The following is a 14,345-nucleotide window of genomic DNA, read 5'->3' on the forward strand; positions in this document are numbered from 1 at the left end:
ATGCTGACGCTGAGGCTTTACATGATGCAAAGGATCACGGCGCTGCTGATGGCGCCGCTGGTTCTGGGCCATTTGGCGGTGATGATCTACGCGATCCAGGGCGGGATCTCGGCCGAGGAAATTCTGGGCCGCACCCAAGGGTCAGTCGCGTGGTTCCTTTTCTACGGCACCTTTGTTGTGGCCGTGGCGATCCACGGGGCCATTGGCCTGCGCGTCCTTGCCCATGAATGGGGCGGACTGCGCGGCCCGGCGCTGGAGGCCTTGATGTGGATCATCGGCGCGGGGCTGCTCGCCGTTGGCGCCCGCGCCGTGTGGGCCGTGACCTTCGGGGGGGCGCTATGAAAGCTGTCATCAACCGCGCCCATCCCCTGTGGGTGGCGTTCATTATCCACCGCCTCTCAGGCCTTGCTTTGGCGCTGTTTTTGCCCGTGCATTTCTGGGTGATGGCGATGGCGCTGACCAACCCCGCCCGCTTTGACGCTTTCGCCGAGGTCACCAGCGTCAGCCTTGTGAAGGTGGCGGAATTCGGCCTCGTCTTCTTGCTGGCAGTTCACATGTTCGGCGGGCTGCGCCTGATGGCGATGGAGTTCCTGCCGTGGAGCGGGCCACAGAAATCGCTGGCCGCAGGCGCCGCCGCCGCGTCGTTCTTTATCGCAACCCTCTTTTTCATGCAGGCCATCTGATGCGTATTTCGGACATTGAGCGGCACGACACCGATATCCTGATCCTCGGCACTGGCGGCGCGGGGCTGTTTGCTGCACTGCACGCCAAGCAGACCGCGCCCGAAGGCACCAAGATCACCATCGCCGTGAAGGGCCTGATCGGCAAATGTGGCTGCACGCGCATGGTGCAGGGCGGCTATAACGTGGCCCTTGGCGGCGGTGATACGGTCGAGCGGCACTTCATGGACACGATCAACGGCGGCAAATGGTTGCCGAACCAGGACATGGCGTGGCGGTTGTGTGAACAGGCCGTCGTGCGCATCCGAGAGTTGGAGAACGAGGTCGGGTGCTTCTTTGATCGCAACAAGGACGGCTCCCTCCACCAGAAGGCCTTTGCGGGTCAGACGGCGGACCGGACCGTTCATAAGGGTGATTTGACTGGGATCGAGATCATCAACCGCCTGATGGAGAAGGTCTTGGCCAGCGGCGTCGAGAAGCTGCAGGAGCACCGGGCCGTGGGGCTGATCCCCACCAAGGACGGCTCTGCGCTGGCGGGCGTTCTGATGATCGACATGCGGACGGGCAGGTTCCGGTTGGTGCGGGCCAAGACGGTGCTGATGGGCACGGGCGGCGGGCCGACGATGTACAAGTATCACACGCCCAGCGGTGACAAGACGATGGACGGCCTCGCCATGGCGCTGCGGGCCGGGCTGCCCCTGCGCGATATGGAGATGGTGCAGTTCCACCCCACTGGGCTTCTGGCGGGCGATCATACGCGGATGACCGGAACCGTATTGGAGGAGGGTCTGCGCGGCGCGGGGGGGCAGCTGATTAATCATTCCGGCGCACGGTTCATGTTTGATTATGACGGCAAGGGCGAACGGGCGACACGCGATGTGGTGTCCCGAGGGATCTATGCCGAGATGCGAAAGAACAATAACCCCGAGCAGGAGGGGGTCTTTATCTCGATGAGCCACCTTGGCCCGGACTTTGTGCGCAAGAAGTTCAAAGGCATGGTGAACCGCTGTGCCGACAGCGGCTTTGATCTGGCCGCTGGCAAGGTGGAAGTAGTGCCGACGGCCCATTACTTCATGGGCGGCGTGATTGTGGATGTGGATACGCGCACCGCGATGGAAGGGCTGTATGTGGCCGGAGAGGACGCGGGCGGGGCCCATGGCTCTAACCGATTAGGGGGCAACGGGGTTGCAAACTCCACCGTCTATGGCGGCATCGCGGGCGACACGATGGGCCGCGATGTGGCGGGCATGGCGCTGCGCGAGCCGGATGAAGAGGTGTTGGCGGCGGAGTTTGAGCGGGCGATTTATCCATTGTCGCGCAGGCCCGATCTGGTGCTGCCCCTGCGCAAGCAGTTGCAGGATCTGATGTGGGAAGAGGTCGGCGTGATGCGGACCGAAGCGGGGATGAAACGCGGTTTGACGGGGATCGCAGAGGTATCTGACGCCTTGATGGATGTGGGGGTGGACGGGGAGAACCTGGCGTTCAACCTGACATGGCACGATTGGCTGAACCTACGGTCGCTCTGCGATATCTCGGAGGTGATTACCAAGGCGGGGATCGAGAGAGAGAACTCTCGCGGGGCGCATTTCCGTGAAGATTTCCCTGAGCCGGGCGCGATGGAAGACAGCGCGTTTACGGTGGCGAGATTGCAGGACGGGGTGGTTCAAGTGGAAAAGCAGCCGGTGCAATTCACCATCGTGCGCCCGGGAGAGACGGTGTTGCCCGAGGGCGCACCGGAGACATTGGTGGCGGCGCAATAGGGTGCAATGCCAGTCATAGAGGGATTGCGCCGACAGTGTCGGCGCCCAAGGCGAGGGGCGCTGCCCCTCGCGCTCCCCGGAGTTGTAAGGCCAAGATGAAGGAGCGGGTCCGTGATCCCCATTAAGTTGATACAAGAGACAGCTGAGGCCTTGATGGATAAGGCCGCCATTGAGATCCCCCAGGATTATCTGGATGGGTTGCAGGAGGCGGCAAAAACCGAGGACGGGGATTTGTCGTCTTTCGTGCTGAAGGCGATGTTGGAGAATTACGAGGCCGCGAAGGAAGATCGCCGCGCGATGTGCGGGGATACCGGCGTGCCGCGCTGGTTTGTGAAGATGGGCAATGATGCCAGCGTCGAGGGGGGCATGGTGGGGCTGGAGGCCGCGTTGAGGCGCGCCACGGCCAGCGCCACCAATGGCGTGCCGCTGAGGCCCAATAGGGTGCATCCCTTGTGGCGCACGGACCACAACAACAACGTCGGCATCGGGGCGCCTGAGATCGAATATGGATTTGAGCCCGCCGCACCGGGAGAGGGGGCCGATTGGGTCGATCTGATTACCGTTCACAAGGGCGGGTTGTTTGGCACTGATTATCGGATGTTGTTCCCAAGCGACGGGGTACAGGGGATCAAGCGATTCTATCTGGACAGTCTGATGGCGTTCGGCAAGCGCGGGTTGGCGTGTCAGCCGGCGATCATCGGGATCGGGTTGGGGGGCTCCAAGGATGTGTGCATGAACCTTGGCAAGCGGGCCTCGACCTTGCGGGTGGTTGGCTCGCGCAACTCGGACCCGCGCATTGCCGAGATGGAGGATGAGTTCAAGGAGCTCGGGAACTCTATCGGGATGGGGGCCATGGGGTTTGTGGGCAAGAACATGGTGATCGATTGCAATATCGAGGTGGGTTACTGCCACACCGGGGGCATGCCGATGTCTGTGCATGCTTTCTGTCTGTCGTCACGGCGCGCGGTCGCGAGGGTCTATGGCGATGGTCGGGTAGAGTACCGCACGGACCCCGATTGGTTCACGCCCTATCAGCGTCGGGAAACGGTGGACTGGCCGGAAGCGGGTTTGGAGGCTGCAGAATGACGATGATTTTTTGCCGAGAAAATCATCGGGTGGTCAAGGATGTCTTCGCATCGCGAAGGTCATCGGCCCGCACCCTCACAACTTTAGGAGGCACCTCATGAGCCTGCGTGAAATCATCCTGTCGACCACCCCCTCGGACGAGGACATTGCCCAGTTGCGGTTGGGCGATATCGTCTACCTCTCGGGCCTGATGTATACCGCTCGCGAAGGCGTCTACATGCGGGCGTTGGAAGACCGCGCGAATATTCCGATGGAACTGCCCACGCAATCGGCGGCAAATTTTCATTGCTCTCCGGCGGCACGGATCAACCCTGACGGCAGCTTCGACATGGGGGCGGTGACGGCCACGGCGTCCTTCCGGTTTGCCAAGTGGTTGCCGGAGTGGATGGAGAAGACCGGCGCAAAGCTGATCGTGGGCAAGGGGGGGATGACCTCCAAGGATTACAAGGAATACTTCGTGCCCAATGGCGCGGTTTACCTTTCCACTGTGGGTTACGGCACCGGCGCGTTGCTCGGGCGCGGAGTGGAGAACGTCGAGGCCGTCCATTGGAACGAGGAGTTGGGCCTGGCGCAGGCGATGTGGGTGTTGAAGTGCAACAAGATGGGGCCGTTTATCGTGGCCTCGGACATGAAAGGCGACTGCCTGTTCGAGCGCGAAAACGCCAAGATCGCGGAGAATGTGGCGCGGGTGTATGAGGGCACGCGGCCGGCGACCCTAAAGCGCTATGGCGAGAGCGATGACCGCACGGACGAGGTGATATGAGGCGTCCGCCTCAGGGTGAGGTTATTTAGAGAAGCTCACTCGCGCCCACGCCGATCCCCATGGCGAGGGTCAGCAGGATCAGCACCCAACGAAACGCCGTATCGGACAGGCGGCGGAACACGGCGATGCCGATTTGCGCCGCGATAAGGCCCGTGGGGATGGTGATAAGAAGCGCCGTTCCTGCGCCCTCGTAGGCGCCGCGCAGGTACAAAAGGGTCACCGTCGTGATCAGCATCACCATGTTGAAGGGCTGTAATACGGCGCGGGTCTCAAACTTGGTCCAGGGGCGCAGGGACATCCACATCGACGGCAACGCCCCCGACATACCCGCCGCCCCGCCAAGGATACCGCCCAAGCCGCCGATCAGACTATCCAGCACCGGGGTCCGGCGCGAAAACGCGGGCAAGGACCGGCGGATGGCGAAGTAGCCACCGTACAGGATCAGGAAGCCGGCCACCCCAAGGCGCAGGGCCGTGGCGTCCAGCCCGTTCAGCAGCCAAACGCCCAAGGGTACGCCCACCAGCCCCGGCAGCACGAAACGCAACAGGCGGTGCGGTTGCGCAAGGATCGCCTCGCGCACGACCCAGACGCCTTGCAGGCCCGCCACCACGGACATCAGCGCCACGATCGCCACGGCGGTCACCGGGTCCAGCACCACAAGGTAGAACCCCAGCGCGAACAGGGCCGTGCCTGTGCCCGATAGCCCGTTGATGAAGCCGCCTGCCGCAGCCCCCAAAAGCAGATAGGTGATGAGTTGCGCACTCACGGTTGTGCGGCCCGCTGTTCAGGAGGAATGACGCTTAGCAAGGATTGAAAAACCTCTTCGATCACGCGGGTTTTGAACTGGTCTTTGGAGTACACAAGCCCAAGGGTCCGCGACGGCGCATCGGCCCCAAGGGACAGGCGTTTCACGGTGACGCCATCGGCGGGGCGCACGGCCAGATCGGGGACAATCGACACCCCAAGCCCCGCCTGCACCATGGAGGAAATCGACTCGGCGCTGTTGAGCTCCATCGCCTCGGACACGCGCAGGCGTTTGGAGAGTATCCAGTTCTCGATCAACACGCCCAGCACGGCGCTGCGGTTGAAACGGATGAAGGGGCGGTTTTGAAGCAACGCGATGGAATCATCGCTTGGCTCATCGGCGGGGGCGATCAGCTGCAAGGCCTCGTGCGCCAAGGGGCGAAACTGCAGCCGCAGGGGCAGTAGCATCGGCTTGGTGACGATTGCGGCGTCCAAGGCGCCCCGTTCAACCTCGGCCAGAAGGTCGCCGGTCAGGCCGGGGCGAATGTGCAAGCCGATGCCGGGGAACCGGTCCTTCAAGACGGCCATCGCGCGGGGCGTCAGCCCGGTCAACGTGGTGCCCAAAGCGCCCAAGCGGACATCGCCGCTGAGGCCATCTTTGTCCAGAACCGAGGAGACGAGGTTATCGTAATCGGACAAGAGCACCCGCGCCTTGGCAACGATTTGGTGGGCGATGGGGGTGAGTTCGGGCGTGCGGGTGCTGCGATCAAATAGGGCAACGCCCAAGTCAGCCTCGAGTGCGCGCATCTGCTGGCTGACGGCGGCATGGGTCACGTGGACCGTCTCGGCGGCGGCCGAAAAGGTCTTGGCGTCGGCCACGGCCACAAGGGTTCTGAGGAGGCGGATGGTCACTTTCGGAAACAACGCTTTCCATAAGCGCAAACACAGGCGCAGTTCTGTTTCCTTTTCTTACGGTTCCCTCGGGGCCGGAGCAAGCGAGATCGCCCCCAAACCTGGGCCTTCACAGAGGTGGCGCAGTTCTTTGACGAAGGCACGCTGCGCGACCGAGGGGACATCCTCTGCCCGGCTCATGATACCCACCGCGCCCTGTGTCGCGCTCATGTCTATCGCCAGAGGCACAAGGCGGCCCTGGGCAATCGCCTCGGCCACAACGCCCCGGCTGATAACCCAGATTGTGTTGGGGTCCGCCAAGGTCGCCGTATGGCCAAAGGCAGGGGCGGCGGTTTCAATCCGATGCGGGAACAGGGGCACGCTGCGGGCGATAAGCATCCGTGCCACAAGGGGGCGAATGGCGGAATCCTTGGGCGGGTAGAGCACGCGGAACCGGTCCAGCTCGGCAAGGTCGCGGACGTGAATGGCGGGGCTTTGGGGGTTGGTGACGATCACCACCTCTTCCGTGTAAAGCTGCTGAAACCCCAGGCCGACCATCGCATTGGGGGCGCCTAACCGCCCCACGACCAGATCAAGGCCACCACTGCGGAGCCGTGCTGTCAGATCCCGGTGCAGCCCTTCGTGTACCTCCAGGTGGGTATCGGGGTTGGCCTTGGCAAAGGAGACAGCGGCGCGGGGCATCAAGGCAGAGGCGACACTGGGAAGTGCGCCAACCTTCAATTGCCCTGCGGCTTTGGCCCCGGCAGCCAGGCTACGCAAACCTTGGCGCAGGGCCGCGGTGCTTTGTTCGGCAAACTGAAGAAACACCTCCCCCTCGGGGGTAAGGGACACGCCAGACCGGCTGCGCACCATCACGACGACGCCGAGGATGTCCTCAAGCTCTTTCATCGTCTTGGAAATCGCGGGTTGGGTCAGGTTCAATTGTTCCGCCGCGTGTTTGAAGCTGCGGGCGCGGGCGATGGCGCTGAACGCCTCGAGGTGGCGAAATTTGATCCGACGGTCCATACTCATTCCAATTTCGGTAAGTAAGTTACCCAATATCTCAATTTAAATACCCCTTCAAACAAGCGTAATATGTTCAAAAGAAGCAAGAGGACGCTATGAAAACCCAAGTAGCAATTATTGGCGGCGGCCCATCCGGGCTGCTCCTGTCGCAACTGCTGCAGAGGCGCGGCATTGATAGCGTCGTATTGGAGCGCAAGACCAAGGAATATGTGCTGGGGCGCATCCGGGCGGGCGTGCTGGAACAAGGTTTGGTCCGCTTGCTGGAAGAAGCGGGCTGCGCCGACCGATTGCACGCCGAGGGGTATCCTCACGACGGGACGATCGTGTCCTACGGAGATGAACAGTTCCGCATAGATTTCCGCGAACTGACGGGCACACCCGTGGTGGTCTACGGTCAGACCGAGGTGACCCAAGACCTCTATGAAGCCCGCGAAAAGGCCGGGGGGAAGATCGAATTCAACGTCGAGAACGTGGTTATCCAGGGGGCCAATACCGACACGCCTCAGGTGCACTACACCGTCGATGGCGAGGCCCGCGTGATTGAATGCGATTTCGTCGCGGGGTGCGACGGCTTCCACGGGGTCAGCCGCCAGACCATCCCGCTGGATGTGCGCCGCGAATATGAGAAGGTCTACCCCTTCGGCTGGCTCGGCATTCTGTCGGAAACGCCTCCGGTGAACCACGAATTGATCTACGCCAACTCGCCCCGCGGCTTTGCGCTGTGCTCGATGCGCAATGAAAACCTCAGCCGCTATTACATCCAATGTTCCTTGTCTGACCGGCCCGAGGATTGGACGGACGAGGCGTTCTGGACCGAGCTGAAGCGCCGCATTCCGACGGCGGTGGCCGACAAGCTCGTTACCGGACCCAGCATCGAGAAATCCATCGCGCCGCTGCGGTCTTTCGTGACGGAACCCATGTGTTGGGGCCGCCTGTTCCTTTGCGGGGACGCGGCCCATATCGTGCCGCCCACCGGCGCGAAGGGGCTGAATACCGCCGCATCGGACGTGCATTACCTCTATAACGGCCTGCGTGATTTCTACGAGAACGCCAGCACGGCGGGGATCGACAGCTACTCGGAAAAGGCGCTGGCGCGGGTCTGGAAGGCGGAACGGTTCAGCTGGTGGTTCTCATCCCTGATGCACACTTACCCGGACCAATCGCCCTTTGATCTGAAGATGCAATTGGCCGAGATCGAGTTTCTGCGTTCCAATGAAGCGGCACAGAAATCCATGGCGGAAAACTATGTTGGCCTGCCCTATTGATGCCCGCCCCCAAGAAGGAATCCCCGATGACTGAGCGCCAAACCCAAGGCATGGCCACGCGCCGCAAGGTTCTGGGCGATGCCCATGTGGACCGGGCCGAGGCCAACAAAAGCGCCTTTGATGCGCCGTTCCAGCAGATGATTACCGAAGGTGCCTGGGGCACGGTTTGGGCCGATGACGCGATCTCGCACCGCGAACGGTCGATGCTGACGCTGTCGCTTCTGGCGGCGATGGGTAATTTTGAGGAAATCCCCATGCATATCCGTGCCACGGCCAACACCGGCGCCAGCCCGCAGGACGTTTTGCAGGCCTTTATGCACGTTGCCGTTTACGCAGGCGTCCCGAAGGCCAATCATGCGATCAAATTGGCCAAGCAAACCTACGCCGAGATGGGAGTAGATCTATGAGCACCCACAACACGCCCCCCAAGGCCGGTGGCTTTATCCCTCGGGATCGCAACTGGCAGCCCGATGCCCTGACGCCCCCCTACAAGACCAGCGTGAAACGCAGCCCTCAGGCGGCGCTTTTGTCGTTTCCCACAACGCTGAGCGAAGAGACCTCACCGATGTTCGGGCATCATATGTTGGGAGAGCTGGATAACGACCTGATCCTCAACTACGCGCGCCCCGGCGAAAGCGCGATTGGCCCGCGGATTATCGTCCACGGTCGGGTGATGGACGAGATGGGGCGCGGCGTTCCCGGTGCCTTGGTCGAGTTCTGGCAAGCCAATGCGGGCGGCCGGTATCGCCACAAGAAGGAAAGCTACCTTGCCGCGCTGGACCCCAACTTTGGCGGCTGTGGGCGCACGATCACGGGGGAAGACGGCAGCTACGAGTTCCGCACCATCATGCCCGGCCCCTACCCCTGGCCTAACGGCATGAACGACTGGCGGCCTGCGCATATTCATTTTTCCCTGTTCGGGCACGGCTTTGCCCAACGCCTGATTACGCAGATGTATTTTGAGGGCGACCCCCATATTCCGCTGTGCCCCATCGTGGGTATCCTCAAGTCGCAAGAGGCAGTGGACGCCCTGACCGCGCCGCTCGACATGAACCGGACAGTGCCGATGGATAGCCGTGCTTTCCGCTTTGACATGGTCCTGCGCGGGCAACGGCAAACCTATTTTGAGAACCGTAAGGAGGGGCTTTGATCATGGCTCACAAGCTGGATTACCTGAAAGAAAGCCCCAGCCAGACCGCGGGACCCTATGTGCATATCGGCTGCACGCCAAACTTTACTGGCATTGATATCTATGGCGGCGATCTGGGTACCTCGATGAAAACCGGCCCCGTGCAGGGGACAGAGATCACCATCAAAGGCACGGTCTTTGACGGCATGGGCACGCCCCTGCGCGATGCGATGGTCGAGATCTGGCAGCCGGACGCGGCGGGGCTGTTCCCCTCGGCCAATGAAACCCGCGGCACGGCAGACCCGAATTTCACCGGATGGGGGCGATCGCCCGGCGATATGGAAACCGGTGAGTTCACCTTCAGCACGGTCAAGCCCGGTGCCGTCCCCTTCCCCGATGGTCGGATGCAAGCGCCCCATATCACCGCTTGGATCGTGGCCCGCGGTATCAACATCGGCCTGCACACACGCATCTATTTCGAGGACGAGTCCGAGGCCAATGCCGCCGATCCCATCCTGACCCGGATCGAGCATCAAAGCCGCATCCCCACCCTTATGGCAAAGCCCGAGGGCGACGGCGTTTATCGCTTCGACATCCATCTGCAAGGGCCGGATGAGACGGTGTTTTTTGACATCTAAGGGGGCATTGGGCAGGGTCATCCTCTGACGCGCATTCTGCGCGGCCCCGGACAAGAGGTTTCCATGACCAACCCCTGCATCATCTGTGTCGCGATCACCGGATCTGTGCCGACGCAGGCCGACAATCCCGCCGTGCCTGTCACCATCGCCGAGCAGATCGAAAGCACCCATGCCGCCTTTGAAGCAGGGGCCAGCATTGCCCATTGTCATGTGCGCGATGACGCGGGCAAACCGACCTCGGACCCCGAGCGTTTTGCCCGCCTGAAAGAGGGGCTAGAGGCCCATTGCCCCGGGATGATCGTGCAGCTTTCTACCGGCGGTCGCTCTGGCGCCGGGGCCGAGCGGGGCGGCATGCTGCCGCTTCGCCCCGACATGGCGTCGCTTTCTGTGGGGTCCAACAACTTCCCCACCCGCGTCTACGAAAACCCGCCCGATCTGGTGGATTGGCTGGCGTCCGAGATGATCTCCCACGACGTGAAACCCGAGATTGAGGCCTTCGATCTAAGCCACATTGTCCAGGCCGCACGCATGGCCGCGGACGGTCGGCTCAAAGGGCCGCTCTACGTGCAGTTTGTGATGGGGGTTAAGAACGCGATGCCAGCGGACGAGCGGATTTTTGATTTCTATATCGAGACGCTCAATCGCCTCTCCCCCACCGCCCAATGGTGTGCGGCGGGCATCGGCCCGGCTCAGCTGACGGTGAATGAATGGGCGATCTCTCGCGGCGGGCACACGCGCGCAGGGCTGGAGGACAACATCCGCCTGGACCGCAACACCCTTGCGCCGTCCAACGCAGCGCTGGTGGAGCGAGCCGTGGACCTCTGCGCGAAGTATGACCGACCGGTCGCCACACCGGCCCAGGCACGAACGATTCTGGGCCTTCGCGCGGTACGTTAGGGTCGGATTCGATGGCATTAAAGGGCTTAGATCGGCCTCTCCCCCTGGCTTAAAACGACCACCTATGGCCCTCCAAAGGACCGATTTTCGGGCAATTTTTCGGGTTTTTCTTCGTGTTTTTCCACAAAACGCCCCTCAGAGCCGGTTTTCGGAACTCCAAATGGCCACAAAACGCGAAAAACCTCCCGGAGGGAGGCACTTAAGCGTCTAAAGTAGAGAGATTATTGGTTGCGGGAGTAGGATTTGAACCTACGACCTTCAGGACCGGCCCAGGCACGAACGATTCTGGGCCTTCGCGCGGTACGTTAGGGTCGGATTCGATGGCATCAAGGGGCTTAGATCGGCCTCTCTCCATGCTCAAAACGACCACCTATGGCCCTCCAAAGGACCGATTTTCGGGCAATTTTCCGGGTTTTTCTTCGTGTTTTTCCACAAAACGCCCCTCAGAGCCGGTTTTCGGAACTCCAAATGGCCACAAAACGCGAAAAACCTCCCGGAGGGAGGCACTTAAGCGTCTAAAGTAGAGAGATTATTGGTTGCGGGAGTAGGATTTGAACCTACGACCTTCAGGTTATGAGCCTGACGAGCTACCGGGCTGCTCCATCCCGCGACAATATCGCCTCGTGGCCAGTGCGGTCATGATGAGGCTTGGGTATCGTTAGAGAGATATGTTTGTTTCTTACTAGGTTTGGCGGTGACCTACTCTCCCACACCTTGAGATGCAGTACCATCGGCGCAACGGCACTTAACGGCCGGGTTCGGAATGGAGCCGGGTGTTTTGCTCGCGCTATGACCACCAAACCAAGAAAGAAACAAACAATCAGCTAAGCTACACGATGTGTAACAATACTATCCAGATTTTAACACTGTATGGTGTTGGTGATGCTTCATTGTCCATGAGGATCAGGTAAAGTCGCTCCTCTTTCGAGGCGCACGACAATTCCTGTCTTTCACTGGATCAAATCAAGCCTATCGAACAATTAGTACCAGTCAACTGAGCGTGTTACCACGCTTACATCTCTGGCCTATCGACGAGGTGGTCTACCTCGGTTCTCAGGGATATCTTGTTTTGAAGGGGGCTTCCCGCTTAGATGCCTTCAGCGGTTATCCTTTCCGATCATAGCTACCCAGCACTGCTCCTGGCGGAACAACTGGTACACCAGTGGATCGTTCACCCCGGTCCTCTCGTACTAGGGGCAACTCTTCTCAAATATCCTACACCCACGGCAGATAGGGACCGAACTGTCTCACGACGTTCTAAACCCAGCTCACGTACCTCTTTAAACGGCGAACAGCCGTACCCTTGGGACCTGCTCCAGCCCCAGGATGAGATGAGCCGACATCGAGGTGCCAAACGGTGCCGTCGATATGGACTCTTGGGCACCATCAGCCTGTTATCCCCGGCGTACCTTTTATCCGTTGAGCGATGGCCCTTCCACTCGGGACCACCGGATCACTATGGCCGTCTTTCGACTCTGCTCGACTTGTCAGTCTCGCAGTCAGGCTGGCTTCTGCCATTGCACTCAACGAGCGATTTCCGACCGCTCTGAGCCAACCTTCGCGCGCCTCCGTTACTCTTTAGGAGGCGACCGCCCCAGTCAAACTACCCGCCACAGAGGGTCCCGGATCCGGATAACGGACCGCGGTTAGACAACAAGAATGCGAAGGGTGGTATCTCAAAGGTGGCTCCACAGAAACTAGCGTTCCTGCTTCAAAGCCTACCACCTATTCTGCACATCCCAGTCCTGTTGCCAGTCTGAAGCTGTAGTAAAGGTGCACGGGGTCTTTCCGTCTAACCGCGGGAAGCCTGCATCTTGACAGGCAATTCAATTTCGCTGAGTCTATGTTGGAGACAGCGGGGAAGTCGTTACGCCATTCGTGCAGGTCGGAACTTACCCGACAAGGAATTTCGCTACCTTAGGACCGTTATAGTTACGGCCGCCGTTTACCTGGGCTTCAATTCAGAGCTTGCACTCCTCCTTTTAACCTTCAGGCACCGGGCAGGCGTCAGACCCTATACGTCGTCTTACGACTTCGCAGAGCCCTGTGTTTTTAGTAAACAGTCGCCACCCCCTGGTTTGTGCCCCCAGTCAATACTTGCGTAGAAACTGGGCCTCCTTCTCGCGAACTTACGGAGGTATTTTGCCGAGTTCCTTCAACATAGTTCTCTCAAGCGCCTTGGTATTCTCTACCAGTCCACCTGTGTCGGTTTAGGGTACGATCTTATGCCAGAGCTATTTCCAGGAACCGATTAGCGGCCCACCCAATCCAATAAGGGTGAACAACCTTCACGATCCGTCACTACTGGCTGGCCCAGGAATATTAACCTGGTTCCCATCGACTACGCCTTTCGGCCTCGCCTTAGGGGTCGGCTTACCCTGCTCAGATTAACTTTAAGCAGGAACCCTTGGACTTTCGGCGACAGGGTCTCTCACCCTGTTTGTCGCTACTCATGTCATCATTCTCACTAGTGATCTCTCCACCGGATGGCTCACGCCCCGGCTTCACAGAAAAACCCTTCTCTCCGGATCACCCCTAAGGGCAATAAAGAGAGATTAGTTTAGTCACACTACGCTCCGCTACCATGCACTATGTGCATCCTCAGCTTCGGCTCATGGCTTGAGCCCCGATACATCTTCGCCGCAGGACAACTTATTTAGACCAGTGAGCTGTTACGCTATCTTTAAAGGATGGCTGCTTCTAAGCCAACCTCCTGGTTGTTTTGGTCGTCCCACCTGCTTTCCCACTTAGCCATGAATTAGGGGCCTTAGCTGGAGGTCAGGGTTGTTTCCCTCTCCACAATGGACGTTAGCATCCACTGTGTGTCTGCCGACTAGTACTCACGGGTATTCGGAGTTTGGTTAGGATCAGTAAGCCGGTGAGGCCCCATTACCCATCCAGTGCTCTACCCCCCGTGGTATTCGGTCGACGCTCTACCTAAATAGATTTCGCGGAGAACCAGCTATCTCCGAGTTTGATTGGCCTTTCACCCCTAGGCACACCTCATCCCGACCTTTTTCAACAGGTGTGGGTTCGGACCTCCAGTTAGTGTTACCTAACCTTCATCCTGGACATGCCTAGATCACTCGGTTTCGGGTCTGATCCCACGAACTCATTCGCCCTATTAAGACTCGCTTTCGCTGCGCCTACACCTAACGGCTTAAGCTTGCTCGTGAGACCAAGTCGATGACCCATTATACAAAAGGTACGCCGTCAGCTCGCATGGAGCCTCCGACTGCTTGTAGGCGTTCGGTTTCAGGAACTGTTTCACTCCCCTCGTCGGGGTGCTTTTCACCTTTCCCTCACGGTACTGGTTCACTATCGGTCAGTAAGGAGTACTTAGCCTTCGAAGGTGGTCCTCCGATCTTCAGACAGAATTTCACGTGTTCCGCCCTACTTGATACGTCCAATTATGCTTCTCATACGGGGCTGTCACCCACTATGGCGGACCTTTCCAGGTCCTTCT

The 14,345-nt window shown here is 59.9% G+C and carries 13 protein-coding genes, 1 tRNA gene and 2 rRNA genes (1 of these 16 cut by a window edge); 10 read left to right on the forward strand and 6 right to left on the reverse strand.

The window, feature by feature from the left end; translation table 11 throughout:
• From AADW23_RS02225 to AADW23_RS02245, 5 genes are all read left to right on the forward strand, one after another.
• The gene (locus AADW23_RS02225; protein WP_341862903.1) at positions 1-342 is read left to right on the forward strand and encodes a succinate dehydrogenase; all 342 of its coding nucleotides are present in this window, start codon (positions 1-3) and stop codon (positions 340-342) included.
• Entirely contained in the window at positions 339-683 is a 345-nt protein-coding gene (gene sdhC, locus AADW23_RS02230) for a succinate dehydrogenase, cytochrome b556 subunit (RefSeq protein WP_341862904.1), read from the forward strand. The genes AADW23_RS02225 and sdhC overlap by 4 nt, the downstream gene beginning before the upstream one ends.
• On the forward strand, positions 683-2,440 hold the full coding sequence (locus AADW23_RS02235; RefSeq protein WP_341862905.1) for an FAD-binding protein: 1,758 nt from the start codon (positions 683-685) through the stop codon (positions 2,438-2,440). Before sdhC ends, AADW23_RS02235 begins: the two co-directional genes overlap by 1 nt.
• 111 nt (positions 2,441-2,551) lie before the next feature.
• Positions 2,552-3,526 (forward strand): fumarate hydratase, encoded by a 975-nt coding sequence (locus AADW23_RS02240; RefSeq protein ID WP_341862906.1) that lies wholly within the window; start codon positions 2,552-2,554, stop codon positions 3,524-3,526.
• Positions 3,527-3,623: 97 nt separating this feature from the next.
• A complete protein-coding gene (locus tag AADW23_RS02245) occupies positions 3,624-4,289 on the forward strand; it encodes a fumarate hydratase C-terminal domain-containing protein (RefSeq protein WP_341862907.1) in 666 nt (221 codons plus the stop codon).
• 25 nt (positions 4,290-4,314) lie between these two features.
• Here AADW23_RS02245 and AADW23_RS02250 read toward each other — a convergent pair whose 3' ends face one another.
• The 3 genes from AADW23_RS02250 to pcaQ are packed head-to-tail and all read right to left on the reverse strand — an operon-like array spanning position 4,315 to position 6,950.
• Complete coding sequence (locus tag AADW23_RS02250; RefSeq protein WP_341862908.1) at positions 4,315-5,055, reverse strand: sulfite exporter TauE/SafE family protein; 741 nt, start codon at positions 5,053-5,055, stop codon at positions 4,315-4,317.
• Positions 5,052-5,945 (reverse strand): LysR family transcriptional regulator, encoded by an 894-nt coding sequence (locus tag AADW23_RS02255; protein WP_341862909.1) that lies wholly within the window; start codon positions 5,943-5,945, stop codon positions 5,052-5,054. The genes AADW23_RS02250 and AADW23_RS02255 overlap by 4 nt, the downstream gene beginning before the upstream one ends.
• 57 nt (positions 5,946-6,002) lie before the next feature.
• Positions 6,003-6,950, reverse strand: coding sequence for a pca operon transcription factor PcaQ (pcaQ, locus tag AADW23_RS02260; protein WP_341862910.1), 948 nt, complete (start codon positions 6,948-6,950; stop codon positions 6,003-6,005).
• A gap of 95 nt (positions 6,951-7,045) precedes the next feature.
• Here pcaQ and pobA point away from each other — a divergent pair, with 95 nt between their 5' ends.
• From pobA to AADW23_RS02285, 5 genes are all read left to right on the forward strand, one after another.
• Positions 7,046-8,215 carry a 4-hydroxybenzoate 3-monooxygenase gene (pobA, locus tag AADW23_RS02265; protein ID WP_341862911.1) on the forward strand — a complete coding sequence of 390 codons (1,170 nt, stop codon included), beginning with the start codon at positions 7,046-7,048 and terminating at the stop codon, positions 8,213-8,215.
• A 26-nt stretch (positions 8,216-8,241) separates the two neighbouring features.
• Positions 8,242-8,622 (forward strand): 4-carboxymuconolactone decarboxylase, encoded by a 381-nt coding sequence (gene pcaC / locus AADW23_RS02270; RefSeq protein WP_341862912.1) that lies wholly within the window; start codon positions 8,242-8,244, stop codon positions 8,620-8,622.
• On the forward strand, positions 8,619-9,365 hold the full coding sequence (gene pcaH, locus AADW23_RS02275; protein ID WP_341862913.1) for a protocatechuate 3,4-dioxygenase subunit beta: 747 nt from the start codon (positions 8,619-8,621) through the stop codon (positions 9,363-9,365). Before pcaC ends, pcaH begins: the two co-directional genes overlap by 4 nt.
• 2 nt (positions 9,366-9,367) lie before the next feature.
• Entirely contained in the window at positions 9,368-9,982 is a 615-nt protein-coding gene (gene pcaG, locus AADW23_RS02280) for a protocatechuate 3,4-dioxygenase subunit alpha (RefSeq protein ID WP_341862914.1), read from the forward strand.
• Positions 9,983-10,045: 63 nt separating this feature from the next.
• Positions 10,046-10,879: a 3-keto-5-aminohexanoate cleavage protein gene (locus AADW23_RS02285; protein WP_341862915.1), complete on the forward strand. Its 834-nt coding sequence runs from the start codon at positions 10,046-10,048 to the stop codon at positions 10,877-10,879.
• Positions 10,880-11,412: 533 nt separating this feature from the next.
• On the opposite strand, the gene AADW23_RS02290 is transcribed toward AADW23_RS02285, so the two are convergent.
• The 3 genes from AADW23_RS02290 to AADW23_RS02300 form a co-directional block, all read right to left on the reverse strand.
• A tRNA-Met gene (locus AADW23_RS02290) sits at positions 11,413-11,489 on the reverse strand.
• A 76-nt stretch (positions 11,490-11,565) separates the two neighbouring features.
• Positions 11,566-11,680: ribosomal RNA gene (rrf, locus tag AADW23_RS02295) — 5S ribosomal RNA — on the reverse strand.
• 158 nt (positions 11,681-11,838) lie between these two features.
• Positions 11,839-14,345: ribosomal RNA gene (locus AADW23_RS02300) — 23S ribosomal RNA — on the reverse strand; it runs 323 nt beyond the window's last position.

This window comes from Gymnodinialimonas sp. 57CJ19, from assembly GCF_038396845.1.
GTDB lineage: Bacteria > Pseudomonadota > Alphaproteobacteria > Rhodobacterales > Rhodobacteraceae > Gymnodinialimonas.

Bases quoted from the DNA above. Each gene is read 5' to 3' on its own strand.
- pobA (WP_341862911.1), top strand. From the start codon at position 7,046: ATGAAAACCCAAGTAGCAATTATTGGCGGCGGCCCATCCGGGCTGCTC.
- AADW23_RS02225 (WP_341862903.1), top strand. From the start codon at position 1: ATGCTGACGCTGAGGCTTTACATGATGCAAAGGATCACGGCGCTGCTG.
- AADW23_RS02235 (WP_341862905.1), top strand. From the start codon at position 683: ATGCGTATTTCGGACATTGAGCGGCACGACACCGATATCCTGATCCTC.
- sdhC (WP_341862904.1), top strand. From the start codon at position 339: ATGAAAGCTGTCATCAACCGCGCCCATCCCCTGTGGGTGGCGTTCATT.
- pcaC (WP_341862912.1), top strand. From the start codon at position 8,242: ATGACTGAGCGCCAAACCCAAGGCATGGCCACGCGCCGCAAGGTTCTG.
- pcaH (WP_341862913.1), top strand. From the start codon at position 8,619: ATGAGCACCCACAACACGCCCCCCAAGGCCGGTGGCTTTATCCCTCGG.
- pcaG (WP_341862914.1), top strand. From the start codon at position 9,368: ATGGCTCACAAGCTGGATTACCTGAAAGAAAGCCCCAGCCAGACCGCG.
- AADW23_RS02285 (WP_341862915.1), top strand. From the start codon at position 10,046: ATGACCAACCCCTGCATCATCTGTGTCGCGATCACCGGATCTGTGCCG.
- AADW23_RS02245 (WP_341862907.1), top strand. From the start codon at position 3,624: ATGAGCCTGCGTGAAATCATCCTGTCGACCACCCCCTCGGACGAGGAC.
- pcaQ (WP_341862910.1), bottom strand. From the start codon at position 6,950: ATGGACCGTCGGATCAAATTTCGCCACCTCGAGGCGTTCAGCGCCATC.